This window comes from Oleiagrimonas citrea, assembly GCF_012395255.1.
GTDB classification, from domain to species: Bacteria; Pseudomonadota; Gammaproteobacteria; order Xanthomonadales; family Rhodanobacteraceae; genus Oleiagrimonas; species Oleiagrimonas citrea.
Genome location: NZ_JAAZQD010000001.1, coordinates 302430 through 327367, shown reverse-complemented (window position 1 = coordinate 327367; position 24938 = coordinate 302430). Strand labels below are relative to the sequence as shown.

The following is a 24938-nucleotide window of genomic DNA, read 5'->3' as shown; positions in this document are numbered from 1 at the left end:
TTAGTAGGTACACATAAACGGTTCCAGATACATATACGTCCGTTTGAATCTGACGGAATAGGGGTGGAGGGAATTAATTCATTCTTCCCGTGCTGATCAAGAGTTATCTGGGTAAATTTATGGGATCTCAATGACATATAAAATATTTCTCTTAATATTGACTATCCTTTTTGGCCTTATGGTTACGGCTACGCCAGTTAGGTCAGCGGTTCCGAGGTCAATAGTCTCGATAGATACACTGGCGGGGTTGGCTCGAAAGGGTGATGGTGCGTCGTTGAAGCTGCTGGAGGCTGAGGCCAATTCCGGTAGCGAGGAGGCACAACTAGCCCTCGGGAATCTTTACGGATACGGACAAGGCGTGCCCGTGAATTATGCCAAGGCGGTTTTCTGGACCCGCAAAGCGGCCGCCCAAGGCAATGCGGAAGCCGAATTCAATCTGGGGACGATGTATGCAAGTGGTCTTGGCGGTCTTCAGGTCGATTACGTCAAGGCGTGCGCACTGATGAACCTCGCCGTTCGACAGAACAAGAAGTATGAGGAATACAGATACAACCTGATCTCGATGGAAATGACGGTCGATCAGGTACGCGCGGCAAAGGTGCTCTCTGACGAAATGATCAAGGCAGGCTCGATTCAAGCACTGGACCGGGAAAAAGGTGTCTAAAAAGGTGTCAGGGACAATTTCTGACATGCATTCACGGGCATAGAGCACATCGCACAGCTGCTTGTTCTGGTGGTGCGTCGTCATGGGGTTAGGCGATGCTTACTGCATGGCTCGACCACCACGTCTCGATATTCCCGGCATTCCACAGCACGTCGTGCAGCGCGGTAACAACCGCCTTCCGTGCTTTCTGGATGATGAAGACCGCCAGCGCTACCTGCAATGCCTGCGTCAGGCGTTGCTGCGCTACGGGTGTCGTCTGCATGCCTATGTGCTGATGAGCAATCACGTGCATCTGTTGATGACTCCGCAGGAGAAGGGTGCGGTGTCGCGACTGATGCATGCCTTTTCGCGGAACTATGTAGGCTTGTTCAATGGGCGACACGGCCGGACCGGGACGTTGTGGGAAGGGCGGTACAAGTCATGCCTGGTGGATTCGGAGGGCTATTTTCTGGCCTGTTCACGCTATATCGAGCTCAATCCCGTGCGGGCATGGATGGTGGCCGAACCCGGCGATTATCCTTGGTCGAGCTACAGGGCGCATGCCGACGGGCGCGAGAATCCGTTGCTGACCGCACATGCCTGCTATTTGGAACTCGGGGCCAACGCGGCCGAGCGTGCAGTTGCGTATAAGGCGCTTTTTGCCGAGGCGCTGCCGGATAAGATCGTGCATGAAATTCGCGCGTATCTTCAGCAACAGAAGGCGCTCGGAACGGATCGTTTCCGAGCGTGGGTGGAAGCACGAACCCAACGTTTCGCCACGGTCCGGCAGCCGGGGAGACCGTGTGATCGCTTAAATTGTCCCTGACACCATTTTGATGTTGGATAATGCTGGCCTTGGCTTCGGCCATCCACGACGATGAAGGAAGACCGTTGCGCCGCATGCGTTTGCCCTCGCTTCAGCGACTCCGAATCCAGGCTGCCTGGACGCGCCTTTATCGTTCGTTGCGCATGGAGCACTGGTTCCCGCACATCCCGTTGGCGCTGGCGGTGGGTCTGGCCGGCATTGCAGAGCTCATTCCCTCGCTGAAATCGCTGCGGCGGCTGAATTTCTTCGTTCACATGTCCGCGCAGGATCTGAGCAGCCTCTCGCAAGGCTTCGGCTCGCTCGCCATCCACGGCTTATCCCAGGGCATCATCGGCGGCCTGCTGGTCCTGCTCGGTGTTGGCCTGCTGTGGCGCTCGCGGCTGGCTTGGGTGCTGACCTTCCTGATGACGGCCATCACACTCGCCTTGCAGTTGGTATCGCCGGACGGCATCCATTCGGGCCTGCTGATCTACAGCGGTACATTGCTCGTCGTGCTGTACCTGGCTCGGCGTCAGTTCGTGCGTGTCAGCCTGGCCACCGGCACGCTGTTCGCTCTGGTCGGCGTCCTGCTCACCATGGGATACGGCGTCTTCGGCAGCTATGCGATAGGCGGCCAGTTCGATCCGCCGATCCGCGATTTCGGTTCCGCCATTTATTTCACAGTCGAAACGATGTCCACCGTCGGTTACGGCGACATCACACCGCACACCGGGCATGCCCGGATGTTCACGGTGTCCTTGATCGTCATGGGCCTGATGGTGTTCGCCTCGTCGCTGACCATGATTGCCGGGCCACTGTTCAATCAACGCATGATGCGTCTGCTGCAACCGGGACAAAGACCCATGAAACGCAAGAACCACGTCATCGTCGTGGGCGACAATCCTCTGGCCCGCAACGCCATTTCCGCATTGAGCCAGCGCGGCATCACCGTCACGACCGTCTTGAAGTCCCGGCCGCCGGAAGGCGTCGACACGCCGGCGGATCTGGTCGTCGGCGATGGCGGCGATGCCGACGTGTTGCGTGATGCCGGCGTCGCCGACGCACGCGCCGTGCTGGCCCTGGGCGAAAACGATTCCGACAACGCGTTCGTCGTACTCGCCGCGCGCGATGCCAACCCGGATGTCCGTACGGTACTCGCCGTCAGCGATGCCCACAACATGGGCAGGGTGCGCCACGTGCGACCCGACGTGGTGCTGGCCCTGCCGCTGCTGGGCGGCGAATTGCTGGCGATGGCCCTCAGCGGCGAAGAACTCAAGGCCGACGCGTTGTTGGAACAGCTGCTCAAACTGGGATGAATCGGCCGTAGGCAGGGTCGCCGCGCACCGGAAAATGGTGTCAGGGACAATTTCTCGGTATCAAGCTTCCAACTCTGACCGCGACAAGGGTGGGGAGTATGTTCGTATGTCGCGTTGCCGTTAAATGAATATGGAGATACATGCAATGAACCAAAAGCTTCTGAGGAAGTGCTCGGCAATCTGTGCCACGATGATGGTCGTCGCCTTTAGCGTTCCTGCGTTTGCTGCCGATTATGTGACTGTCACTCAATTGCAGGTTGTCCCGGCGGCCTCATCGCCAACGACAGTCACTGCTTATTGTCCGGCAGGCTATGTGGTCACGGGTGGTGGATTTTCAGAGATAAATAGTTCGTCGAATTCAGGTGGCGGCGCTACTCAGTACTTGACTCCACAAAATTATACTGGATACATAATCAACCCCGTTTTCACCATCTATGCCAGTCGACCAACCGATACAGGTAATGGATGGCAAGTGAATGGGCAAGTGAGCATACTTAGCTCAGCCAATGTGAGCGTCTATGCGATCTGCGCATCACTAGGCTAATTCCTCTGACCAGCGCCCAGTGGTGGGCGCTGGTTTCCTCAGAAAAGGGGAAAAGGAAAATGGTGCCAGGGACAATTTTTGACATGTGTTCGCGGGCATAGAGCACATCGCGCAGCAGCTTGTTCTGATGGTGCGTCGTCATGAGGTTAGGCCATGCTTACTGCATGGCTCGACCACCACGTCTCGATATTTCCGGCATTCCACAGCACGTCGTGCAGCGCGGCAACAACCGCCTGCCGTGCTTTCTGGATGATGAAGACCCCCAGCGAAGAATGGTGTCGGGGACAATTTCTAACATCGCTGGGCCAGACGTCAGAGCTCTCCGGCTTCTTCGGCGGGCGCGGGCTGAACGGTACGCTTAATATGTAGCTTGCATGGCACTCAACGTGCCGATATTCACCTGTCAACAAACGCAGGACACACCAGTGCGTCGACTTATAACTTTCATGGCTTGCGCCACCCTTCTGTGTAGCTGTGCTTCTCAAAGGACTCGAAGCTATTACCCGAGTGGTTGGAACATGACGAAATCATCCATAGCGCAAAAGCAATGCGGTATATGGCTCGGACCGAAGTTTGCAGAGACCGAGACGCGAGCCCGTGTCGCCGGTCTAGTCTCTTCGGGCGTCCTAACCCAAGCCCAAGGCAGACGCGTAATCGCCCATGACATACGGGTTGGCGATCCCGAATGCATGGCCTACGCAGCCTACGGTGCATCCCTAGCGAAGCAGTCCTTTGCCATGGACTTGCACAAAAACCTCATGACCGTGGAGTGGGACTTCACCTGCCAGCATAGCCCGGTGAGCTGCCCGGGGTTGGTAGTCGTCATAGCGGACGGAAAAGTGAGTTCCGTCTATCCATTACAGACCACCCGCGGGAATTGAGAAAGGAAGAAAAAACGGTTCCAGGGACACATACGCACGTTTGAATGGGTCGTGGTCAGGAATCGAGGCAGAAGGGTGGTTACGCACGGATCCAGAGATGGAAAAAGCCCGGCTTGAAGCCGAGCTTTTTGTTCTGCCTAAGCCTGCCGTTGGCGGGCAAGAGTGGGTTGAGGGCAATGCCCTTTATCCATTCGGGCGCTAGACGTGTCGCTTGCCTGTTGCCGCCAGACCCGTGATCACCGTGCTTTGTGGTGCCGCCTTCTTGGCGTGCTTGGCTGCGCGTTTTTCCTTGAGCGTCAGTGCCGGTTTCTTCATCGTGTTCTTCTTTGCATTCAAACCCTTGCTCATTTTGTTCACCTTGGAGAGTGTGTGCACTCAAGCGGTCTGGATTAGGGTTGATTGCGCGCGCGGCCACCGGAAACACGTCGCTTGTACAGTCTACGCCGTTGCTCAGGCAAAAGGGGGCGGAGCGAAACGGGTATAACGGCTCCAGGTACACATACGAACGTGTAAATCGGGCGCGGTCAGGATTGGGGTGCTTGCTCGGTCTGTGTACAGGACATGTACGGGCGAAGCATGGGTTCTTGGCTTCGACCAAAAGAAACGGAGGCAAGCACTTTTATAAAAAGTGCACCTGGCACCGTTTTCGCTCCGTTTTCAAAGCGCGGGGCTAGAGGGACGAGCGCTTGCCTGATGCGTTGCTGCACGAGGCTCTTCGAGCAGTTCGGCCAGTGGTTGCGGGCGGTGCAGGGAATAGCCTTGCGCGAAATCGATGCCGAGTTCGCGTACGGTCTTCAGCTGGACCTCAGTTTCGACGAATTCGGCGATGGTGGTCAGGCCGAGCACCTTGGCGACCTCGCAGAAGCTCTTGATGGACACCATGTCCAGAGGATTGCGGTTCATGCCCTGCGTGTACTGGCCGTCGATCTTGAGAATGTCGACGCGAAGGTTGCGGAGATAGCCGAAGGAAGCTACTCCGGCTCCGAAATCGTCCAGCGCGATGCGAATGTCGCGTTTGCGCAGGCACTTGAGGAACGTCGAGGCTGCGCTGAGGTTGGTGATGGCTGCGGTCTCCGTGATCTCGAAACACAGAGTGCGAACGTCGAACGTGGCCCGTTCCATGAGCCCCTGGATGAAGCGGCAGAAGGCTGGGTCGCCGACGGATTGGCCGGAAAGGTTGATAGCGATCATGGATTGCGCAGGCAGCGGCTCGGACAACTGCGACAGCAAATCGAAGATTTTCCGTACGACCCAGCGATCGATGCGATTAATCAACTGGAGTCGCTCGGCTGCGGGAAGGAACATGCCGGGGCTGATGCGCTCCCCGTCCGGTCCTTTCATGCGCAGCAGGACTTCGAGGTGCGGTGCGTCGCATTCGGATGCGCCGGGAGCGAGCGAAATGATCCGTTGTCCGAACAATTCGAAGCCGTCTGTGTCCAGCGCCTGTTCGAGTCGAAGGCCCCAGGCAGTATCGTCGGCGCGGAGCTGGATGGTCTGGTCCTGGTTGTTCCAGACGTTGTAGCGGTTGCGTCCCAGCTCCTTTGCGAGTCTGCAGGCATCGTCCGCGGCGCGGATCAACTCGTCCTTGTCGGCCCAGTCCCATTCGGTCGAGACGATTCCGATGCTGGCGCCGACGCGGAATACGTGGCCATCTCCAGCGATGAAGCGGTATTCGTCGATGGTCTTGCAGATGCTTTGCGCGGTGGCGCGAGCATGCTTGATAGTGCAGCGTTCGAGAAGAATGGCGAATTCGTCGCCGCCGACTCGGGCGACCGTGTCGTGTGCCCGAACGCGTGCGGTGAGCAGTGCGGAAATCTGGCAGAGAAGTTGATCGCCCGCGGCCTGTCCTCCGGAATTGTTGACGATCTTGAAGTGGTCGAGATCGATCAAGAGCACCGCGCCGTAGTTCTTGTGGCTGTCGACACTGCGCATGAACTGTCCGAGGCGCTCCTCGAATTCGTGGCGATTGAAAAGGCCCGTAAGGGCGTCATGACGGGCGCGTTCGGACACCTCCCGTTGCAGGGCACGCGCCTCGGTCACGTCGTGGAACACCATCACGCCGCCGATGATTTCACCGTTGCCGTCGCGGATGGGGGCGGCCGAGTCGGCGATGCCCAATTCGCAGTCGTTGTGCGATAGAAGCAGCGTGTTGGCAGGCAGTCCCACCGTGGCGTCTTCGCGCAGTGCGGCGAAGATGGGATTCTCCACGACGCTGCGCGTGTCCTGGTCGACCAGGGAAAGCACGTGGTTCACAGGTTGACCGATCACCTCCGCAAGGTGAAGTCCGATCATGGCCTCGGCTACGGGGTTGAGCCAGGTCACGTCGCCGTTCAAGTCGGTAGTGATGACGCCGTCGCCGATGGAATTCAACGTGACCTTAAGCAGCTCCCGACTTTCCGATAGCGCCAGCTCATCTTGCTTCTTGCTGGTGATGTCCTGAAACGCGCCGGTCAGGCGTATGGGGGCACCGTCTTCATATTCGACGGCTCCCATTGCACGAACCCAGAGCTTGCGGCCTCGATACGTGACGAACGGAACTTCCAGATCCCAGCCTTTGCCCGTGCTGATGGACATCTGTATGGCTGCCTCGAGCTGCTTGCGTACTTCGGGCGGATAGAAGGCGATGCCTTTCTCGAGTGTGGGTTCGTAGTCCTCGGGAACTTCGTGGATACGACGTGTGTGTTTGGACCAGGTCAGTTCATTGTTGCGCAGGTCGAGCTGCCAGCCGCCCACACCCGCGACCGCGCCGGTGCGGTCGAGGAATACCGTCTGTTCACGCAGGTCCTTTTCGTCACGCTTGCGTTCGGTGATGTCGGATTGGATCACCACCAGGCCCGTGGTCGCGGCAAGATGGCCACTGAAAGGTTGAATCTCGATTTCGGTCAATCGTCGGCAGCCATTGCTCGTGAGCAGTGATCCTTCGCCGTGAAAACTGTCCCTGCGTGTAAGCAGGGCATGGATGAATGCGGACATCGGCCCGGCGCGAGCCACTTCGATCAAGTCTGCGATGGGCTTCTTGGCGAGTTCCTGTTCGGTCTGTCCGTACAGGCGAGTGAAGGCGGGATTGACCCAGTTGATCCGACCTTTTTTGTCGGTGATGGCGATGGCGTCGTTGGTCAGTTTGCCGACGGCAGCGAGACGATCGAGTTCGATGACCATCTTCTGGGCGATTCTTCTCGCGCGGTAGCGGCGGAGTACGAGCTCCGCAGCCAGCAGCGCCGCCAGCATGGTCACGAGCGCGCCAAAGATATACATGTTCAGCGTGCGGGGGGTGGATAGCACGGAGGAATCGAAGGCGGGCAGGCTTGTCGTTCGGAACGTGAAGGTGCGTCCGCCGAGTTCGAAGTGTCGCTCGACGGTAAACAGCCCATGGCTGTCATGCGTCGCTGAGCTGTTGCTATAGAGCTTGATCGGATGCCCGCTGGAGGTATCGTAGAGCGTGAAGCTGGCCAAACCTGTGTTTTCGTCAAGTACGGACAGCGCGTCCGAATAGTTGACGGTCGCGTAAATCAAGCCGAGCATGGTCTTGCCGGAATCGGAATCGGAATCGGAATCGGAGTCGGAGTCGGAGTCGGGGGCGGGGGCGTGGTCGGCGTGACCTGCATGTCGCGGGTGCGCGTAGACGGGCATGATGTAGAGCGCGCCCCACGTACTTGTGCCGGACCTTCTGAAACGAAGCGGGGCGGTGATCGTCAACGAGTTCGTCTTGATCGCCTGTTCAATGGCATGCAACTGCATGGGATCGTCGCTCAGGTCGGAACCCAGCACGTGCCGGTTGGAAGCGAGCGGCGCAACGGCTCGAACGATGTAATGCGTGGCGCCGTTGTGGGAAGCATCCGTCGCAAAATCGTTCTGGTACTCGGCCCTGGCCTGCGCGATGAAATCGGCAAGATGATCGTCGTGGACGGGCTGGATGAACCCGAGTCCCACAACACCCGGGAAGTCGTTGCGTAAATCGAGTGCGGATACGGCTTGATGGAACTGCTGGGCCGTCGGAATCTGGTTCACGCTGGCCATGCTGCTGCGGAAGCCACTCAATCCGTAGCGGGGTATGGAAATGTGGTCATGCACGGATTCCTCGAGTTGCATGGCCATGCGTTCGAACGTCTGTGCAGCATTTTTCTTTACCGTGCTGCGAGAGTATTCGGTCGCGATTTGAGTCATAACGATGCCGGCAAGGATGATCCCTGCGGCAGCTAAACTCGCGGCTACTCGTGCTTTTGCTTTCCACTGCATGGCTAATCCCTGCGATGAATAAGCGAGTTCCGTATGTTCTGAGTCAGAAATATAGCGATTTTTCGTGGGATGTGGAGCATCGGCGGTGGGCATGATCGCAGCTCTGCTGCATGCCGCTAGCCACACTGCATCGCCGCCCCCCGCGATTCATGGCCGAAGAGGACGGGCGGAATGTCTCATTTTGTGGCGAGATAACGGACGGATCGGCAATGGGTGCCGGCACGCCGTGCTGCAACGCACCACTTCGAGAGATAGGTTGCGGTTCGGTATGAGGATGTGCGGTGTTCAAGTGGCACGGAGTGCCTGATGAGGATACGTAACCACGGGTTTATGCCGGGCAAATCAGTGCATCGTGCATATGAATGCGATATTTCAACGATCCGGAGGAACCTGTTCCAGGTATACATACGCCCGTTTGGATGGGGCGTGGTCAGGATTCGGGTGGCTTGTACGGTCCGTGAGCTGGGCGTGCACGGGCGAAGTGTTGAGTCTTGGCTTCGACCATGGCCTGGAAGTCGCTTCGGTCCAGAGCGTGTTGCTGTTGCAGGTCGATGCGAATTTCCCGGATGTCTTCTCCGGACAGGGCTTCGGCCAGAAGGTTTCGATAGGCGTGCGCACGTTCGGCGAGTGACCGGCCGAGTGCGAGATAGCTGGGATGCGATGCCAGCAAGGCATCGTTAGTACCGCAATGAGCCGAACAGTTGGAGCAGCGGTAGGCGGCCGGATCATCGATTATCCGTGCGCGTATCGGGTTGAGGTCGATGTAGCGGCGGCATCGAATCACGTAGTCCTCGCTACCGACCAAGCATAATTTGTAGCGACCCTCCCACAGCGAACTGGTCCGTCCATGACGGGCGTTGAACAGCCCCACGTATTTCCGCCCGAGCTTGTGCATCATACGGGTGATGTAGCCCTTGCGCGGCGGTGTGACCAGTATGTGGACGTGGTTGTCCACGGGCACGCAGGCGTGGAGGGCGCAGTAACTGCTCAGCAATGCTTCCCGCAGCAGGACCAGATATCGGCGCCTGTCGGCATCGTCGAGGAAGCAGGGCGGTCGGTTGTTTCCGCGCTGGACGATGTGCTGTGGAATGCTGGGCAGGTCAAGCAGGGTATGTCGCGCCATGCAGATAGGGTGAAGCGATGTCGTTCTATCTGGATATCGCCGGCAATCCATTGTGTGCGTCAGCTTGCTCCGCAGTACGGCGTAGGAAAGTGCGTCTGACACCGTTTATGCCGTGCAACGACGCTTGCGTGCGGTGGTAGCATCGGCGATAGAGCGGCGGCGTGGCAGCGATGCAGTACGAATAGTGGCAACCTGCCGCTCTTAGCCAAGGGCGGCAGGTTGCGCTACTTTTAGCCTGGAAGCAAAATCATCGTCGATGAACGATAACTAGGAATTATCAGCGCATGTCTGCGAGCTATTCCACTAACTATTCAGTTAAGGAGATTCAGTCGAGCTCCGATCATGCTTTTGCAAGCGCGATCTCCATCTACGCAGACCATGTGCCCCCAGACTTGCGTACCAACACGGGGGAGATTACGCACTGGCTAGACCATTACAACCAGACGTTTGAAGACCGGCTGCATATCCTCTCACTTTCTGTCAACAAGAACGTCGCAGGCTTTTGTGAACTAGTGCACCTCAAGGAAACAAACATCGTTGTCATTGATTACATTGCTATAGACCGACGGTATCGAGGTGGGCTTGAAGTCTTCTTCAACTTTGCGACATTGGTGCGCTCTTTCATTCTCGAGCGATATCCCACGGTAAGTTATGTGGTGGTAGAGATTGCGCCACTAAAAGAGAATGAAGAAATTAGATATGGGCTGCCTCTTTTGAGGTTAGTAAAGATGATGGGCTTTGGTGTAATCGATGCGACTTATATCCAGCCATCCCTGGGAAACAACAACTCCGAATCGGAGTTGGAAGGTGCGCTTTTGATAAACCCGAAGCCGACGGCAGGCGTGTTGCCAAAGCAGAGCTACTTGCGCATCGTACGATCCATTTACTACGACCACTATGTTCGTTGGTATGGATACCACGGCAAAGACTATGAGCATGTCTACAAATCAAACACAGACCGTCTTTACGCGGAAGTCGCGCAGCATGTGAAGAAGGAAAGGATCGTAGTCAATGGGCTGCGGCATTTTCCTGAAGACCGTCCAAATGAGCCAACTGCTGTGGTGGCGCCACCTACGAAGGTGTTATGGCCGGCGATCGGAATGATTCTTTTCTGTCTTCTTGTGCTTTTATGCATGAAGGCACTATTCAAGGTTAGTTTTGTTTGGATAATCGCAGCCCTTATTGCAGCGATGATTCTCTACTTTGCTTTGTCGAGCATGGTTGATAAACGCGCAAGTCCAGTGTTGAGAGAACTGATCAAGGCATTCAAGTCGTCTTTTGGCAAAGTAAAATAATGTTCGCTGCTCCTCGGGAAAGAATGGGAAGCTTTCCGGCGATGTGGTCAACTCGACCATACCGTGCTGCGCGAACGTCGTTCTGTGTCCAGCGGTATACCAAGCTTGAAAGGACGTGGCTTCGATCGATTTTTTTTATCGCTAAGTCGTTGGCTTGGAGTAACGCTTTGATGTACGAAAGCGAATAAAGCCATAATCTGCAATTCGGGTCGCCGCCATAAAAGGTTTCCGAAAGGGCTGCGCTTTGGCGATAAACCGCCTTGCCTGCATACTCCCAGCTATCACTGGTCTCAAACTCCAGAACAAAATGCGCTCCTGGCTTGAGGATTTTTGAAATCTGCCCAAGAACTACAACTGCATCGCAATAGTTCAAGACAGAGCCGACGCAGGTGCAAAAATTGACGGCGTGTGGCTGGATAGGGAGGGAATGGATATCTCCAATCACTGCACCAGCCGTCTCCCTCAGCCGTTTTTCTGCTAAATCGATATGAAAAGTCCAGTTACCTTGTAATCCATAGCTTTCTCCCGCCGACCCAAGATGCAATACGACATTAGCAGCCTTGGCGAGATGTCTACACTTTTGAAGGTGGAGCGCAAGCCTTTTCCGTGTGTGATCATGCCAGGAGTCGGCACCCCACATATCGTCTAACTGATTGTAAAGGCTCCTTACTTTCTCCCCAGAAATTCGGCGCACTTCCATGCTGATAATTCCTAGTTATCAGTACTCAGTTTAGGAGTCTGGCCAAATCTGCTCGTACGAGAGCTTTGCGAAGCGTCATGTCAGCGACGTGGGTATAGATCTCTGTTGTAGAGATGCTTTGGTGTCCAAGCAGGCGTTGGACGATGCGGATATCGACCCCTTCCTCAAGGAGCAATGTGGCTGCTGTGTGTCGGAGCATATGGGGTGTGATACGGCGTTTTATTTTTGACGCATCGCAGGTCTTTCGCACCCGGGCCCGGAAGGCAGCTGTGGTGAGTGGAGCTCCCCGCTGGTTGACGAACAGATGCCCATCAATGTTCGATACCTTGAGGCGTGCGGAGGCATGTGCCTTAAGTTTTCTCAGGAGATCTGTGTTCGTTACGAAGACCGTGCGTTCACGGCTCCCCTTGCCGTGTACTCGAACCTGGCCACCCAGCGTGTCGATATCACCAAGTTTCAGTGCAACGAGTTCGGCAACCCTAATGCCCGTGGTGGCCATTAAGAGGATGCCGAGGTCCGTTGCCCCCTTGGGCGTTACCGTAGTTGAGCTGGATGCAACCCGTACGAGCTCCCGGAGCTCCTTTCTTGAGATAGCCCGTGGGAGTCGACGGACTTGTTTGATGGTCAATTTGAATTGTTCAAGGGGACTGTCTGAAATGGCTTTGGTTGAAGCCAGCCACTGGAAGAACACCTTGAGACATCCAAGCCGTCGTTTGATGGTTGCTGGACTGAGTCCACGGCGGTTAAGCCCTTGAAGGTACTGCTCTACATCTGAACCACTGACCGTACTGATGCTTCTTTCTTGGGTCGCGAATGAGGAGAAGTCTGCGAGATCCTGTGTGTAAGCCCTTACGGTATGTGGCGAAAGGGCCTTGGCGTGTCTGCAGTGGGCGATGAAGTCTGCGATGGTGGGGTCAAGCTGCTGCATCAACGGTTTCTCTTTAGGATGGCGAGGATAATGAGTCAGGTTCACTTACGTCCGTTTGACTTTGGCTCTGCTAAAAGGGGGAGGTAACCGAATCTTCTCGTTTGGAGAGGTTGAGGTTCGCGGTCATTCGCGGGGCCTGACTCGGGCGGGGCGATCTAGAGCCTATGCGACCATCGCCTGAAATGTGGGGGTGCCGAGCGCGCGTTCCTGTTGCAGATGGCTTCGGATTCGCTGCAACTCGTCCTCGTTTACGCCTTGATGCAACCACTCTCGATAGACGTCGGGGTCGGCGTCGATGGAAAGATACGTGGCATGCGGGTCATGGGTTCGTCTTGGAGCAGACCGACGTTTGCGTGGACGCTTGATCAAGGGTAGTGCTTCGGTTGCTCGACCATCGAGGCACGAACCTGATTGAGTTCGATATAGCGGTGGACCGTCATCAGATACCGCTCGATCTCGGCCAGGCAGGATTTGCCACAGCGTGCCCGACCGCCGATGGCGCTAGTTGAAGGCCTGCACGTAGCATTGTCCGAGGTTTCGCATCGCACGTGCGAGTGCGCCCGTGTTCCGATGGCGTCAGCGGCAGGTGGGCGTGATTGCCCATCAGAACATAGGCGTGCACCGGCATGGCACGGCACGTCGTTGTCGTGCATGTGTTCACACAGCAGATCGCGGAATTGCTTGCGGTCGGCGTCATCGATGAATATCACGCAGCGATTTACACCTCGCTGCGTGACATGCAACGTGATCCGGGGAGTTCTAGGCGTGGTCGGCGAGGCATGAGCCCAGCGTCGCATGCCGACACTGGGTGATCTGTCAGCAGCATCCCCGATGCGCGGTCAGCGAAAAGGTGTCAGGGGCGCTTTCTGACAGAAGCTCGGGCGTAGGGAAACGGCGCCAGGTACATTTACGAAATGTGCACCTGGCACCGTTTGTCCCTCACCAGCGATAGACGACTTTCAAGTCGGCGTTGTTCATGTGCGTATGGCTGGCGAACTGGCCGCGGTAGGCCAGTTGCGCGGACCAGTTCCTGCTGCTCATCAGCGCCACACCTGCATTCACGACGCCGGACACGCTGGGTGCGCCGCTGGCATGCAGCACCTCGTTGTAGGTGCCCAGGGTCACGGGCTGGTTCTGGCGCGTGTCGCCGCCGTAGGTCATCGCGCCCAGTTCGATCCGGGGAGACAGGGGGAGGGTGTCCTCGATCTGCATATCGCTTCCCACGCGTGCGCCGACACTGAAGATCGACAGCTTGGAGGTCTGGCTGGCGTACGTCAGGTTGAGCAGACCGGCGCCGGTCTCGTCGAAACCCTTCCGGTGGGTCTGCTGATAGCCCAGCAGTGCATAGGGCGTCAGGAACAGCCGGCCGTGGGTGAATCGGTAGCCCGCCTTGGCCAGTGCGCCGACGTAGTCGCCGCGGGCGTGACCGCTGGCGACCAGACCGGTCGGGTCCAGATGGCGGGTGCTGTCCATGCGCAGATGGCCCGTGCTCAGGCTGGCATCGAGGAACCAGGCCCCCCGGTTGTACTGACCGTAGGCCGATACGCCCGTGGTGGTGGTCTTGACGCGCTGGACCGTGGTCCGGGTGTGGTCGCGGCCACGGTTGACGGCGGCACCGATGACGAGACCGTCCCGCACTTCCGAGCCGAAGCCGAGCAGAAGGGCCTGATTGTCGAGGTGGGCGCCGTCCGAAGCGCCGCTGCCATCGAGATAGCGGACCCAGACCGCCGGATCGGGGCGTTGCCCGACCCGCAGGATGCTCTGTGCCGTGCCGCCTTGGGCGTTTAGCATGCTCTGCTGGATGCTCAACAGGCCCAGCTGGGTGCCCCAGTCGGAGATTGTGACACCCTGGGCCGTGGTGAACGCCGGGCCGAGGTTGCCACCGGATGAACCGCCGGATGAGCCGCCCGACGAACCGCCCGAACCGGAACCCGAACTCGGCGTCAGCGTCAGCTGGGCATCCGTGCCGGAGTAGGTGGTCTGCGGCGTGATGTAGCTGGCGAACAGCGGGTTGTAAGCCACCGAGCCGAACGTGCCGGTCAGGCTGCCCGCCTTCACGATGGTGTAGTGGGTGCCCACGGTGTAAGTGCCCGAGTTCACATCGACGGTGAGTCCTCCGTGCTGGGCGCGCAAAGAGTGGTGCGGCGTCACGGATCCCCCTGATCCGCGCGCCAGGCTTTCCCCTCGATTGGGCGGTGGTGCGACAGGCTGTGCTCGATCTGGACATGCCTTGGAATGGGCAGGGCGCCTTCACACTGACCAATACCGGTTGGACGGTGCGATGATGGACGCCACCGGTAACGTATTGAGTGCTCGCTGATGGGTATCGGCATCGGAATGTTGTTGGGCGGTCTCGGCTTGTTCCTGCTCGGCATGCTGCTCATGACCGATGGTCTGAAGCAGGCCGCCGGCCCGCTGCTCGGGCGTGTGCTGGGTTGGTCGACCGAGACGCGCTGGCGGGGACTGCTGGCGGGCATGCTGCTGACCGGCCTGGTGCAGTCATCGAGCGCGGTAACGGTGGCCACCATCGGCTTCGTCAATGCCGGTCTGCTGGATCTGGGGCAGTCGCTCTGGGTGCTGTTCGGTGCCAACGTCGGCACCACCGCGACCGGATGGCTGGTGGCGCTGGTCGGTTTCAAGATCAAGATCGAGCTGGCCGCACTGCCGCTGATCGGCGTGGGCATGGGGTTGCGTTTGTCGGGCCCGCAGAGCCGGCGCGGAGCGCTGGGCAGCGCGCTGGCCGGTTTCGGCGTGCTGTTCCTGGGTATCGGGTTTATGCAGCAGGCGATCGTGATCGATGGTCCGGGTCTGCCCTGGGGGGCGCTCGGCGGCGGTCCGCTGGCGCTGCTTGCTTTTGTGCTGGTTGGCCTTGCGCTGACCGTGCTGATGCAGTCGTCGAGCGCCGTGCTGGCCATCACCCTGACGCTGGCCCAGGGCGGGGTGGTGTCGCTGACCGCCGCTGCGGCGATGGTGATCGGCTCCAACATCGGCACCACAGTGACGGCACTGCTGGCGGCGGTCGGCGCCACGCCCAATGCGCGTCGGGCCGCCAGTGCGCACGTAGCGTTCAATCTGGTGGCCGCCACGGTCGCGCTGCTTCTTCTGCCGTTGCTGATCCATGGCGTCGAAGGCGTGCGCAGTCTACTGGGTTTCAAGGCTTCGCCGGCGGTGAGCCTGGCGATTTTCCACAGCGTGTTCAATGTGCTGGGCGTGGCGCTGATGTGGCCACTGGCGCGTCGACTGACGATCTTTCTGAAGCGACGCTTCCGCACTCGCGATGAAGATGCCGGACAGCCGCGCTATCTCGACAGCAACGTCGCCTCGGTGCCGTCGCTGGCGGCCGATGCCATGCGGCGGGAATTGCAGCGCCTGGGCGATATCGCCTTGACGGCCGCCTGGGCACGTTTGGGTCACTGGCATGGCGATGACCACCGGCCCCAGGAAGCGGCAGCCTATATCTCGCTGAGTCAGCGAATCCACGATTTCGTCACCGGCGTCAATCGTGGCTCGATGTCCGAGCGCAGTGCGCAGGCCATGGCGACTCTGCTGCGTGTACAGCGCTACTACGATACCTGCCATGAGTTGAGCGGCGAGCTGGTGATTGCTCCCCCACAACTTCACGAGCCGTTGCAGACCGCCACCCGTGCCCTGCTGCAGCAGGGCGAGCAGTTGCTGCGATGCCTCGATCCGGCGCGGAACGAATTCGCGCCGCTGGATCGCGTCCAGGCGGAAGCCTTCGAGGCGGACTACCAGGCTCTCAAGGCAGGTCTGCTGGCGGCCGGCGCTGCCGGCCAACTCGAAATCGGCCGCATGGACGCGCTGCTGCGCAGCTTCAGTTCACTGCGCCGGATCATCGCGCAGGCGGACAAGGCGGCCCACCTTCTGGCTTCACTCGAAGAGCATGGTGACGAAGAAGAAGAAAAATCAGAGAAAGGAGACGGGGAGAATTAGACTCTTCGATCCCCGACCTCGGGCGAACGGCCTCGGTTTTTCCCTGAACGCGTCATGATTTTGCTCCAATCTGCTACATCATTGCCCGAGCAGGCAGAGGTAATGGATATCAAGGAGCGAAGCCGAGTGGGGCCTTGGTTGTTGGATGTTCCAGACCTGCCTGGACCGCAGGCTTGGCTTGCCGTCCCCGATCTCCAGTCGATCGGGTGCATATGGGTTGCAGATTTCAGTGGGATCTCTTGATGAAATCAGTCGCTAGGGTGTGCTTGTTTTCCATGCTGTTCGTTCTGACTGCAGCGCGTGGAGCTGCCGCGGAGCAGTGTACGGATAAGCCGGAATGCTGGCCGGATGGGAGTGCGATGAATACCGGCCTGATCTATGCACAAAAGGAGCGAACGCTTGTGGCGGAGCTGCAGGATACCCAGCGGAAGCTGTTCAAGCTCGTCGTCGACAGGCGACTTGTTCACGCATTGCGGGTGCAGGAGAAAGCCTGGTCCCAATACAAAGTGGCCGAATGCGATGTGATCGGGGAGCTTTCAGGTGGTGGTGGCAGTTGGCCGTCCACAAAGGCCGTGGAGTGTGAGATGAATCTGACGAGCCAGCGTCTTCACCGGATGCGTGATGCAGTTCGATGTGTTCGGCGAGTGTCTGCCTCCGGCATCTGGGATGAGAAGGCCCAGTGTCTTTATCAGCTGGCTCCGCTGGCTGTTCCGCTGGAAAAATGATGCTACGAGAAGAGCGCACTCTCTTGATCGGGGCGTTGCATGTACGGACTCGTCACGGTGCTTTGCCTTGCCGGAATCGCTGCCTGTTCCTGAATGCTTTTCAACGCCTCGTTTTGCCTGCGCTGCGGTCGCTGTTAGGGTGAAAGGTCATTGCACGCACAACATCCTCGCAGCAAAGGTTCAAAAAGCATGATGAAATTTTCCCGCCATCTGTCGATTCTGGCGCTGGCCGCCTTCGTCTTCGCAGGCACGGCTTATGCCCAGGGGCCGACCAAGGCCAGCTCGGACAACACCACCACGCAGTTGATGCAGAGCTATCGGCAGAAGACTCAGGAGCTTCGGGACATCCAGCAGAAGGCCATCAAGAGCAATCCGAAGCTGGCCGCCGAGATGAAGCAGCTCCAGGCGGATGTGAACACGTCGATGCGTGCCCACGGGTATGACATGGAGAAGGGCAGCAAGCGTGCGGAATCCATGATTGCCAAGCTCAAGTCCGGTAAGAAACTGAGCAAGGCCGAGCGCATGTTGACCATGAAGTCCTTCCAGGCCGAGCGCCAGAAGATGATGAAGGCGCGCAATGCGGCCATGCAGGATCCGAAGGTCCAGAAGGACCGCAAGGCTTTCGAGGCGGACATGATGGCGGCGATGAAGAAGCAGGACAGCCATACCGGTCAGCTTCTCAAGGACGTCCAGGCGTTGCGCACGAAGATCATGGCGGCCATGGCGGCTCAGCGGGCGGCACCCAAGAGCGCTGGATAAGCCCGGATCTCATGGTAAAAAAGCCCGGCTTGAAGCCGGGCTTTTTTCTTTTTGGAAAGCGGTGCCGGAGGTGCGTGATGCAATGTGAGGAGTGCATCCGGCTGACCCGGTCTGCCGGGAAGAGCTGAAATGGATCCTTTTGAGGTTGGCGCCCTTGGCCTTCACGGCCTTGAGTCGTGAAGCTAGGGGGCACGAGAAGATCTACGACATAAGTAGCCGTTCGCCTACTCGACGCGGATGCGGTAAACCTCCGCCAGGGACAGCACACCTTCGCGCGCCAACTGGAGCGCGCGTGCCGTAAGTGGCGTCATGCCGTCCTCGAGCGCTTTTTCGTGAATCGCGTCGGCGTCGGCGTTGGGCACGATCAGGCGACGCACGCCGGCATCGATCGGCATGAGTTCGTAGACCGCCTGACGACCATGGATGCCGGTGCCGTCGCAGCGCGAACAGCCTGCGCCGCGATAGAAGCGTTCGTCCGGACGCACGCCCAGCGACTCGCGAATCATTGGGTCGACCGTTTCCTCGACCAGGCAGTGGCGGCAGTTGCGTCGCGCCAGACGCTGTGCCAGCACGGCGATCAGCGTGGATCGAAGCAGGAACGACTCCACGCCGAGGTCGAGCATGCGGGTGACCGTGGTCGCGGCGCTGTTGGTATGCAGGGTGCTGAGCACGATGTGCCCGGTCAGTGCGCTTTCCACCGCGATTTCCGCGGTCTCGCGATCGCGGATCTCGCCGATCATGATCACGTCCGGATCGTGGCGCAGGATGTTGCGCAGGGTGCGGTTGAAGTCGTAGCCGATGCTGTGATTGACCTGCACCTGCTCGATGTCTTGTACGTGATATTCGACCGGGTCCTCGACGGTGATGATGTTGACGTTGCGTCGGCGCACATCCAGCAGCGACGCGTACAACGTGGTCGACTTGCCCGAGCCGGTCGGGCCGGTTACCAGCACCAGGCCGTGGCTGCGCGAAAGCAGGTCGCGCATCAGGCGCTCGTCGTGTTCGGCCAAGCCCAGTTGGTCCAGGTTGCGCAGGCCTTCGCGGGTGTTGAGCAGGCGGATCACCACGCTTTCGCCATCTACCGTGGGCAGCACCGAGATGCGCAGATCGACGACGTTGTCGCCCTCGACTACGGTGGCGCGGCCGTCCTGCGGCAGACGATGTTCGGCCACGTCCATGCCGGCCAGCACCTTGATGCGGCTGACCACCACGCGTAGCAGCGGCTTGGCCAGACGCCGTACCGGCTGAAGCAGGCCGTCGATGCGCAGCAGGATCGAGACGTCGTTTTCGTGCGGTCGCAGGTGAATGTCCGAGGCCCGGCGGCGAATGGCCTCGGCCATCAGGCCGGACACCAGCTTCACGATCGGCTGTTGTTCGGCGAGACTCTCGATGTCCGCATGATCGGTGGTGGTTTCGCCGTCGCCGCGCATCCCCAGCGAATGCAGGATGGAGTCATCCTCGGCGCGGTCATAGCATTCGCTGACGCACGCATCCAGCGGCTCGCGCAGCGCAAGCAGTGGCACCACCCGACGCCCGGTGAGGAATTCCAGCGTGGTGTTCAGCTCCGCATTAGCCGGGTCCAGCACCGCCACCGCCACAGCGCTATCGCGCAGGGCCAGCGGCAAGACCCGCAGTCGCCGCGCCAGCGCCGGCGGAATCAGGCGGGTCGCCGCTTCGCCTGCCTCGACCTGCGTCAGGTCCACCAGCGGCAAGCCGAAGCGCTGGGCCTGGGCGAAACGCAGGCGCGCTTCGTCGTCGTCGCCGGCCCGCTGCCGCCAGGCCTCCAGGTCAATGTGAGCCGGCTCGGTGGATGGATCACTCCCGGGTTCGACCTGCACGTCGAGCCAGCTCTGCAACTGTCGCGGATCGTCGACGAGAAGCACGTCGGCACCGACATCCATGTCCGGCTTTGCCGGTTGCTTCGGTGCGGGCACGGGCTGCGACGGGAAGTTCACCTGCAGTGTGTCCAGCATATCCCGCGATAGCAGGAAGCGTCCTTCCAGCTCGCCGATGCGGCCGATCATGGCCACGCCTTCGCCGCTTGTGGACAGCGCCCAGAGTTCGCCGCGCACGTTGGAACCATCGTGCAGGCGGGCATCGAAGACCGCATCGGGAGGACTGTCGGGAAGCTTGCGCTGGTCGGGACGAAACACGAAACGGAAACTGCCGCTCGGCAGATGCTGCTTGCTTCCGTCCCCGAGCATCAGTGTTGCCCCCCGCGGACCCGGAAGGCTGTCGAGCGTGCCGCGCAACCACGCCGCTTCGCGGGTATACACGACATAATCCGATCCGGGTGTCCAGAAACGGTCACTGCTGCGCCGTTCCGGTGACGCCGCATCCCGCTGGGCGGACAACTTCTGCCCTTTGGGGGCCGTTTGTGACGATTTAGGCATGTTTTTGACTCCGTCGAGCCGTATCCAGCCGTGCACCCATGGAATCCTGCAATTGGCATGCCATGTGGCGGATCGGGACTACAACGCAGTATCTATGCTCCACGGTATTGCGTCGAGGAGAGCCATGATGGTTGCCGATGCCGATTTCACGGTTGTAGCCATGAGTAACCGGAATGGGCTCATGTGCTGACAACGGTGTGGGTGGACGTAGCGGGTTTTCTTCGAGCTTGTCTTGTGGTCGTCGCGGCTGATTCGGGCATGTCTTCATGATCGATGAGGGGCGCGCGAAGACATCTTTCATGCTGGCTTGCATGCAACGGAGCGTCGGGAAATTCGAGTCGTGGTCATCAAGTCGTGGAAGCAGTGCTACACGACGATGGCCGGGTCTCTGACGGTCAACCTTTCACGGCAGGAAGGGCGCGGCGAAATGCTGACTTTTCGGCACTTGAAAGGCATCGACAGGTGGCTTCACCGTGAAGTGGGTCTGTCGCCTCTCATGGGCGGAACCTTGACTGTTGCCCATCATGCGCGTTGCATGAATCATGCATGTTTCATTTATCTGGACATGCTGGAAATGATCTTCCCCATGGCCTTCTTGACCATTGGGATCATCGACTGGGTTATCAAAATGGAGAGTTTTGCATGAAAAGGATATGGATCATGGCGGCGTTTGCCGCGCTGACTGCAGGTGGCTTCGCGTCGACGGCCGTCGCGGCATCGGGTTCGGCATTGCCAGGCTACGACATCCCGCCACCGCCTCCGGGATGCCAGAACGCCATATTGGTGATTTCACCCGACCCTGATGTAGGTGTGTACTGGAAGTGCCTTGATCTGAACTAGGCGCTAGCCGTTCTTCAGAACAGCGGCCGGGCCCTTGTGCCCGGCCTTTTCGCGGGAAGTATTTTTCGCACGTTCACTCAATCTTCGGGCTTCTGCTTTCCGGGTGTGGGTTCCGAGCTGAATTCCCTGGGAATGACGTCGAAATCCTTCAGCTTGTTCTCGAGCTTGTTGATGCGTTCGTGATTCTTGACGCTGAAGGCCAGCGCCGAGAGCGCGAAAGTGAAGGCAATGATGCTGAAGGTATCCATGCTTTTGCTCCGAAAGGTGGGTCAAGCCGCCTGAGTCCCGGTCGCATTCGCCGGGAGTCGGTGCTCATGGGTTACGCCACAAGACGCTCAGGGCGTCGTTAGTCAGGTGCCACTGGCGCTTTCTTTCTTCGAGTTCAGCCCGACCGGTGTCGGTGAGTGCGTAGTACTTGCGCTTTCGTCCGGTCGATGACGGCTGCCAGTACGAACGCACGCACCCACTGTCTTCCAGGCGATGCAGGACCGGGTAGAGCATCCCGTCCGTCCAGATCAGTTCGTCGTGGGTCAGTGCAGCCACGTGCTGGATGATCTCGTAGCCGTAGGAATCTCCCTCCGTGAGGATGGAGAGGATGAAGGTGCGTGACGTGGCTGCGACGAGATCTTTCTCGAACATGACAGCATGATGCATTGAGGTTCTATGTATGTCAATGCATCAGACGTCGCACATGCAGGCTGCTGCTTGCCGTCCGGCTGATTAACAGGTTGCGATTTGTTCGCACAGACGTGGCTGGATGCGAGGACAAGTCCGTCCGAACTTCTCCGGAAGCGTTCCGGGGGAGGTGCCTGGATCTCTCGCCGACGAATCCGTTCCTGAAGTCGGAACGTTTAGAACGGGTGCTGCCGATAGAACAACGCGAGTTGCCGGTAGACGTCCGGCAGGTGCTCACGCAGTCGCGCCGGTTCCTCGAAGAAGTGCTCGCTGGTCACGGCGAAGAATTCGGCGGGATTTTCCAGGGCGTACGGATCGATTGGCAGGTCCTCGCCGTCGCGCCGCGCTTCATGCAGGCGATCCCAGGCGCTGGAGAAGACCTCGGTCCATACGCGGCGATCCATGCGTCGGTGCAGGGGCGGGAAGCCGTTGGCGTCGCCGTTGAGCATGTCGAGCTTGTGCGCCATTTCGTGGATGACCACGTTGTGCCCGGGTTTCTTCCTGACATTGAGCACATCGGCCCAGGACAGGATCACCGGTCCGCGGCCCCAGGCTTCACCGGCCAGCACATTGCGGGTCTGGTGCACCACGCCGGCGGCGTCGGTTTGCGTGCGGCGCGGAATGAATGCGTCCGGATACACGATGACGCTGTGCCAGCCGTCGTACCAGTCGAGACCCAGTTTCAGGATGGGCAGGCAAGCGTGGGCGGCGAGCAGGACGCGGTCGGCGTCGTCCAGTTGCACGCCCTGGACGGGTTCCAGTGATTTGCGATCCAGAAACAACGTGGCCAGCACGCGCAGCGATGCCTGGTCGGATGCGCCCAGCCGCCGCGCCGGGGCACAGCGCCGGAGTGCATCTCGCCAAAGCGGTTCGGCGATCGGGTGCCGGGCGACGGTGCGCCGTACGCGCCAATTTCGGATCTTGTCGAACATGTCACGCACGATAGCGGCTCATGGAATCCTGGAAATCAGGGCTCCCGCGCATGTTCTCAAGCCGTGCACGCGGGGCGTGACGCAGAGTCTGTCGCGAAGCGCGGAGGGCGCGCATGAATGGACGACCTCCGCGCGTCTCGATATCCGCAAAGAGCCGGACCGCATATTGCGGCCCGGCGTCTAGCTCAGCGGCCCGTGTTCGCGCTTTCCACGACGGGAAGCAGCACCGCGCTGTGTCCGCTTTCACCGTGCTCGATCGTCACCGTGGCCTTGCGGTAGTCCGAGGGCTTGGCGAACAGGATGTTGGGCACATATGTCTGCGGGTTGCGGTCGTAGAGAGGGAACAGCGTCGACTGGATCTGCACCATGATGCGGTGGCCCGGCTTGAACTCGTAGTTCACCGTGGGCAGCCGGAACTTGTATTGCTGCACCTCGTTGGCCGGAATCGGGGAGGGGTGCGAGAAGCTCTTGCGATAGCGGCCGCGGAAGATGTCCATCGACACTGGCAACTCGTAGCCACCCATCTTCGGGTCGGACGGATAGGTGCCAGGATAGACGTCGATCAACTTGACCACGAAGTCGCCGTCGGTGCCGGTGGTCTTGGCGTAGAGGTCGGCGATCGGCGCGCCCTGGATGGTTACGGTCTTGGTCAGCACCGGAGTGACATAGGACAGCACATCGGGGCGGGTCTCGACGAAGCGCTGGTCGTGCACCAGCCAGGTGCGCCAGCGGTCGGTGTCGTGGGCCGGAATCGGGCGCGGCAGATACGGTACCGGTTTGGCCGGATCGGAGACGTAGCTGTCACTGCCGCCGGCCGGCTTGTCGAAGCCCAGGCCGAAGCGATTCTGCAGGTAGAGCGGGGTGAGCTTCTGGTTGCTGGCCACCTTCCATTCGCGGAAGCGGTCCCAGCGTTTCTCGACCGGGTTGTAGATCATCGCTTCGGGCAGCGAGTGCTTGAGCGGCGTGTCGCGCAGATAGTGGTTGAACCACGGGATCATGACATTCCGCCGGAACTGCGCGGTGGTGTTTCCCGGCCACTTCAGCGGACCCATGTGCCAGCCGTCGCGGTTGATCTGGCTGTGCCACCACGGGCCGATCACCAAGTGATTGTTGGCGCCGTGACCGGCCTTTTTCAGTGCTTCCCAGGCATGCACGGCGCCGTAGATGTCCTCCTGGTCCCACATGCCCTGCAGCCACATGGTGGGCACGCTGGACGGATGCTTGGCAACCTGCTTGTCCAGCGCTTGCAGCTGCCAGAAGGCGTCATAGGCCGGGTGTGCGGCGAAGCGGTTCCACCATGGCAGTTGTTTGAAACCGTGGGCGTCGGCATAGGCGCCGGCCGAACCGGCATCGAGGAAGTTGGTGTAGTCGTCGTAATTCTCGCGCGGAACGGATTTTCCGGAGCCGCGCGCGGTCATCTGGTCGGTGAAGTAGTCCAGGTTGATTTGGCGCAACGCACCGTAGTGATACCAGTCGTCGCCCATCCAGCCGTCGATCATCGGACTCTCCGGCACCGCGACCTTCAGTGCCGGATGCGGGTGGAGCAGGGCCATGACCACGGTCCAGCCGTCGTAGGACGAACCCATCATGCCGACCTTTCCGTTGGACTGCTTCAGGTTCTTCACCAGCCAGTCGATGGTGTCCCAGGCGTCGGTGGTGTCGTCGGTCTTGGTCGGATTGAGCGGGCCGCGCGGCGGGCGCGTCATCACGTACTTGCCTTGCGAGCCGTACTTTCCGCGGATGTCCTGGCAGACCAGGATGAAGGTGCCGTTGGCAAAGTCTTTCAGGCCCGACCACACGGCGTCGACCATGTGCGGACTGTTGTTGGGCGCGCAGCCGTCGGCCTGGTACGGCGTGCGGTTGAGGATGATCGGCAGATTCTTCGCGTGCTTCGGCATCAGGATCACGGTGTGCAACTTCACGCCGTCGCGCATCGGAATCATCACTTCGCGCTTGACGTAGTCGAAGTTGCCCTCCGGCTGTTTCCAGTGACCGGGAATGTCCGATCCGGTCTGGATCATGTCGGGCGTGACGTTCCCGTGACGGATGTCGGAGGGTGGTGCGGCAAGGAGGGTTGCCGAATAGATGCAGGCCAGCGCAAGCAGGGCCGAGCGCAAGGTCGCTTTGCTCATGGGGAGTCCTCGTGGTCGGAGCGCGCCATCGATGTTCGCGGCGGCGTTTCTGCACTATGG

General features: G+C 59.4%; 21 protein-coding genes. 10 read left to right on the top strand and 11 right to left on the bottom strand.

Annotated elements, in window-relative coordinates:
* Window positions 1-274: 274 nt before the first annotated feature.
* From HF690_RS01420 to HF690_RS01405, 4 genes are all read left to right on the top strand, one after another.
* The gene (locus HF690_RS01420) at window positions 275-664 is read left to right on the top strand and encodes a tetratricopeptide repeat protein (RefSeq protein WP_168608199.1); all 390 of its coding nucleotides are present in this window, start codon (window positions 275-277) and stop codon (window positions 662-664) included.
* Window positions 665-770: 106 nt separating this feature from the next.
* The gene (locus HF690_RS01415; protein WP_168608198.1) at window positions 771-1469 is read left to right on the top strand and encodes a transposase; all 699 of its coding nucleotides are present in this window, start codon (window positions 771-773) and stop codon (window positions 1467-1469) included.
* Window positions 1470-1612: 143 nt separating this feature from the next.
* Window positions 1613-2764, top strand: a complete 1152-nt coding sequence (locus HF690_RS01410) for an NAD-binding protein (RefSeq protein WP_205300773.1) — start codon at window positions 1613-1615, stop codon at window positions 2762-2764.
* A gap of 145 nt (window positions 2765-2909) precedes the next feature.
* Window positions 2910-3308 (top strand): hypothetical protein, encoded by a 399-nt coding sequence (locus HF690_RS01405; protein ID WP_168608196.1) that lies wholly within the window; start codon window positions 2910-2912, stop codon window positions 3306-3308.
* Between the two features lie 1079 nt (window positions 3309-4387).
* Here the strand turns inward: HF690_RS01405 and HF690_RS01400 are convergent.
* The 3 genes from HF690_RS01400 to HF690_RS01390 all read right to left on the bottom strand — a co-directional run bounded on the left by HF690_RS01400 (window position 4388) and on the right by HF690_RS01390 (window position 9548).
* Window positions 4388-4537, bottom strand: a complete 150-nt coding sequence (locus HF690_RS01400) for a hypothetical protein (protein ID WP_168608195.1) — start codon at window positions 4535-4537, stop codon at window positions 4388-4390.
* Window positions 4538-4846: 309 nt separating this feature from the next.
* The gene (locus tag HF690_RS01395; protein WP_168608194.1) at window positions 4847-8518 is read right to left on the bottom strand and encodes an EAL domain-containing protein; all 3672 of its coding nucleotides are present in this window, start codon (window positions 8516-8518) and stop codon (window positions 4847-4849) included.
* 337 nt (window positions 8519-8855) lie between these two features.
* Window positions 8856-9548 (bottom strand): transposase, encoded by a 693-nt coding sequence (locus tag HF690_RS01390; protein WP_168608193.1) that lies wholly within the window; start codon window positions 9546-9548, stop codon window positions 8856-8858.
* 284 nt (window positions 9549-9832) lie between these two features.
* Between HF690_RS01390 and HF690_RS01385 the strand changes: the two genes are divergently transcribed.
* The gene (locus HF690_RS01385; RefSeq protein WP_168608192.1) at window positions 9833-10843 is read left to right on the top strand and encodes a hypothetical protein; all 1011 of its coding nucleotides are present in this window, start codon (window positions 9833-9835) and stop codon (window positions 10841-10843) included.
* Here the strand turns inward: HF690_RS01385 and HF690_RS01380 are convergent.
* The 3 genes from HF690_RS01380 to HF690_RS01370 all read right to left on the bottom strand — a co-directional run bounded on the left by HF690_RS01380 (window position 10815) and on the right by HF690_RS01370 (window position 14571).
* A complete protein-coding gene (locus HF690_RS01380; protein ID WP_168608191.1) occupies window positions 10815-11543 on the bottom strand; it encodes a class I SAM-dependent methyltransferase in 729 nt (242 codons plus the stop codon). The two genes, HF690_RS01385 and HF690_RS01380, sit on opposite strands and share 29 nt — an antisense overlap.
* Window positions 11544-11568: 25 nt before the next feature.
* Entirely contained in the window at window positions 11569-12471 is a 903-nt protein-coding gene (locus HF690_RS01375) for a tyrosine-type recombinase/integrase (RefSeq protein WP_168608190.1), read from the bottom strand.
* Between the two features lie 939 nt (window positions 12472-13410).
* Window positions 13411-14571, bottom strand: a complete 1161-nt coding sequence (locus HF690_RS01370) for an autotransporter domain-containing protein (RefSeq protein WP_168608189.1) — start codon at window positions 14569-14571, stop codon at window positions 13411-13413.
* A gap of 219 nt (window positions 14572-14790) precedes the next feature.
* Here HF690_RS01370 and HF690_RS01365 point away from each other — a divergent pair, with 219 nt between their 5' ends.
* The 3 genes from HF690_RS01365 to HF690_RS01355 all read left to right on the top strand — a co-directional run bounded on the left by HF690_RS01365 (window position 14791) and on the right by HF690_RS01355 (window position 17906).
* Window positions 14791-16422: a Na/Pi cotransporter family protein gene (locus HF690_RS01365; protein WP_168608188.1), complete on the top strand. Its 1632-nt coding sequence runs from the start codon at window positions 14791-14793 to the stop codon at window positions 16420-16422.
* Between the two features lie 359 nt (window positions 16423-16781).
* A complete protein-coding gene (locus HF690_RS01360; RefSeq protein ID WP_168608187.1) occupies window positions 16782-17147 on the top strand; it encodes a lysozyme inhibitor LprI family protein in 366 nt (121 codons plus the stop codon).
* Between the two features lie 189 nt (window positions 17148-17336).
* On the top strand, window positions 17337-17906 hold the full coding sequence (locus HF690_RS01355; protein WP_168608186.1) for a hypothetical protein: 570 nt from the start codon (window positions 17337-17339) through the stop codon (window positions 17904-17906).
* 224 nt (window positions 17907-18130) lie between these two features.
* On the opposite strand, the gene HF690_RS01350 is transcribed toward HF690_RS01355, so the two are convergent.
* Window positions 18131-20182, bottom strand: a complete 2052-nt coding sequence (locus HF690_RS01350; RefSeq protein ID WP_168608185.1) for an ATPase, T2SS/T4P/T4SS family — start codon at window positions 20180-20182, stop codon at window positions 18131-18133.
* A 457-nt stretch (window positions 20183-20639) separates the two neighbouring features.
* Here HF690_RS01350 and HF690_RS01345 point away from each other — a divergent pair, with 457 nt between their 5' ends.
* Complete coding sequence (locus HF690_RS01345) at window positions 20640-20945, top strand: hypothetical protein (RefSeq protein WP_168608184.1); 306 nt, start codon at window positions 20640-20642, stop codon at window positions 20943-20945.
* On the top strand, window positions 20942-21139 hold the full coding sequence (locus HF690_RS01340) for a hypothetical protein (protein ID WP_168608183.1): 198 nt from the start codon (window positions 20942-20944) through the stop codon (window positions 21137-21139). The genes HF690_RS01345 and HF690_RS01340 overlap by 4 nt, the downstream gene beginning before the upstream one ends.
* 77 nt (window positions 21140-21216) lie before the next feature.
* Here HF690_RS01340 and HF690_RS01335 read toward each other — a convergent pair whose 3' ends face one another.
* From HF690_RS01335 to HF690_RS01320, 4 genes are all read right to left on the bottom strand, one after another.
* Window positions 21217-21387, bottom strand: a complete 171-nt coding sequence (locus HF690_RS01335; protein WP_168184767.1) for a hypothetical protein — start codon at window positions 21385-21387, stop codon at window positions 21217-21219.
* Window positions 21388-21451: 64 nt separating this feature from the next.
* Complete coding sequence (locus HF690_RS01330) at window positions 21452-21778, bottom strand: PadR family transcriptional regulator (RefSeq protein WP_205300772.1); 327 nt, start codon at window positions 21776-21778, stop codon at window positions 21452-21454.
* A 212-nt stretch (window positions 21779-21990) separates the two neighbouring features.
* Window positions 21991-22746 carry a M90 family metallopeptidase gene (locus HF690_RS01325; protein ID WP_113066161.1) on the bottom strand — a complete coding sequence of 252 codons (756 nt, stop codon included), beginning with the start codon at window positions 22744-22746 and terminating at the stop codon, window positions 21991-21993.
* 185 nt (window positions 22747-22931) lie between these two features.
* Window positions 22932-24878 carry a CocE/NonD family hydrolase gene (locus tag HF690_RS01320; protein WP_168608181.1) on the bottom strand — a complete coding sequence of 649 codons (1947 nt, stop codon included), beginning with the start codon at window positions 24876-24878 and terminating at the stop codon, window positions 22932-22934.
* Window positions 24879-24938 lie beyond the last annotated feature (60 nt).

Coding starts and splice junctions, on each gene's coding strand:
- HF690_RS01415 (WP_168608198.1), top strand. CDS start 771: ATGGCTCGACCACCACGTCTCGATATTCCCGGCATTCCACAGCACGTC.
- HF690_RS01410 (WP_205300773.1), top strand. CDS start 1,613: ATGGAGCACTGGTTCCCGCACATCCCGTTGGCGCTGGCGGTGGGTCTG.
- HF690_RS01405 (WP_168608196.1), top strand. CDS start 2,910: ATGAACCAAAAGCTTCTGAGGAAGTGCTCGGCAATCTGTGCCACGATG.
- HF690_RS01400 (WP_168608195.1), bottom strand. CDS start 4,537: ATGAGCAAGGGTTTGAATGCAAAGAAGAACACGATGAAGAAACCGGCA.
- HF690_RS01395 (WP_168608194.1), bottom strand. CDS start 8,518: ATGCCCACCGCCGATGCTCCACATCCCACGAAAAATCGCTATATTTCT.
- HF690_RS01390 (WP_168608193.1), bottom strand. CDS start 9,548: ATGGCGCGACATACCCTGCTTGACCTGCCCAGCATTCCACAGCACATC.
- HF690_RS01385 (WP_168608192.1), top strand. CDS start 9,833: ATGTCTGCGAGCTATTCCACTAACTATTCAGTTAAGGAGATTCAGTCG.
- HF690_RS01380 (WP_168608191.1), bottom strand. CDS start 11,543: ATGGAAGTGCGCCGAATTTCTGGGGAGAAAGTAAGGAGCCTTTACAAT.
- HF690_RS01375 (WP_168608190.1), bottom strand. CDS start 12,471: ATGCAGCAGCTTGACCCCACCATCGCAGACTTCATCGCCCACTGCAGA.
- HF690_RS01365 (WP_168608188.1), top strand. CDS start 14,791: ATGGGTATCGGCATCGGAATGTTGTTGGGCGGTCTCGGCTTGTTCCTG.
- HF690_RS01360 (WP_168608187.1), top strand. CDS start 16,782: ATGAATACCGGCCTGATCTATGCACAAAAGGAGCGAACGCTTGTGGCG.
- HF690_RS01355 (WP_168608186.1), top strand. CDS start 17,337: ATGATGAAATTTTCCCGCCATCTGTCGATTCTGGCGCTGGCCGCCTTC.
- HF690_RS01340 (WP_168608183.1), top strand. CDS start 20,942: ATGAAAAGGATATGGATCATGGCGGCGTTTGCCGCGCTGACTGCAGGT.
- HF690_RS01335 (WP_168184767.1), bottom strand. CDS start 21,387: ATGGATACCTTCAGCATCATTGCCTTCACTTTCGCGCTCTCGGCGCTG.
- HF690_RS01330 (WP_205300772.1), bottom strand. CDS start 21,778: ATGTTCGAGAAAGATCTCGTCGCAGCCACGTCACGCACCTTCATCCTC.
- HF690_RS01325 (WP_113066161.1), bottom strand. CDS start 22,746: ATGTTCGACAAGATCCGAAATTGGCGCGTACGGCGCACCGTCGCCCGG.
- HF690_RS01320 (WP_168608181.1), bottom strand. CDS start 24,878: ATGAGCAAAGCGACCTTGCGCTCGGCCCTGCTTGCGCTGGCCTGCATC.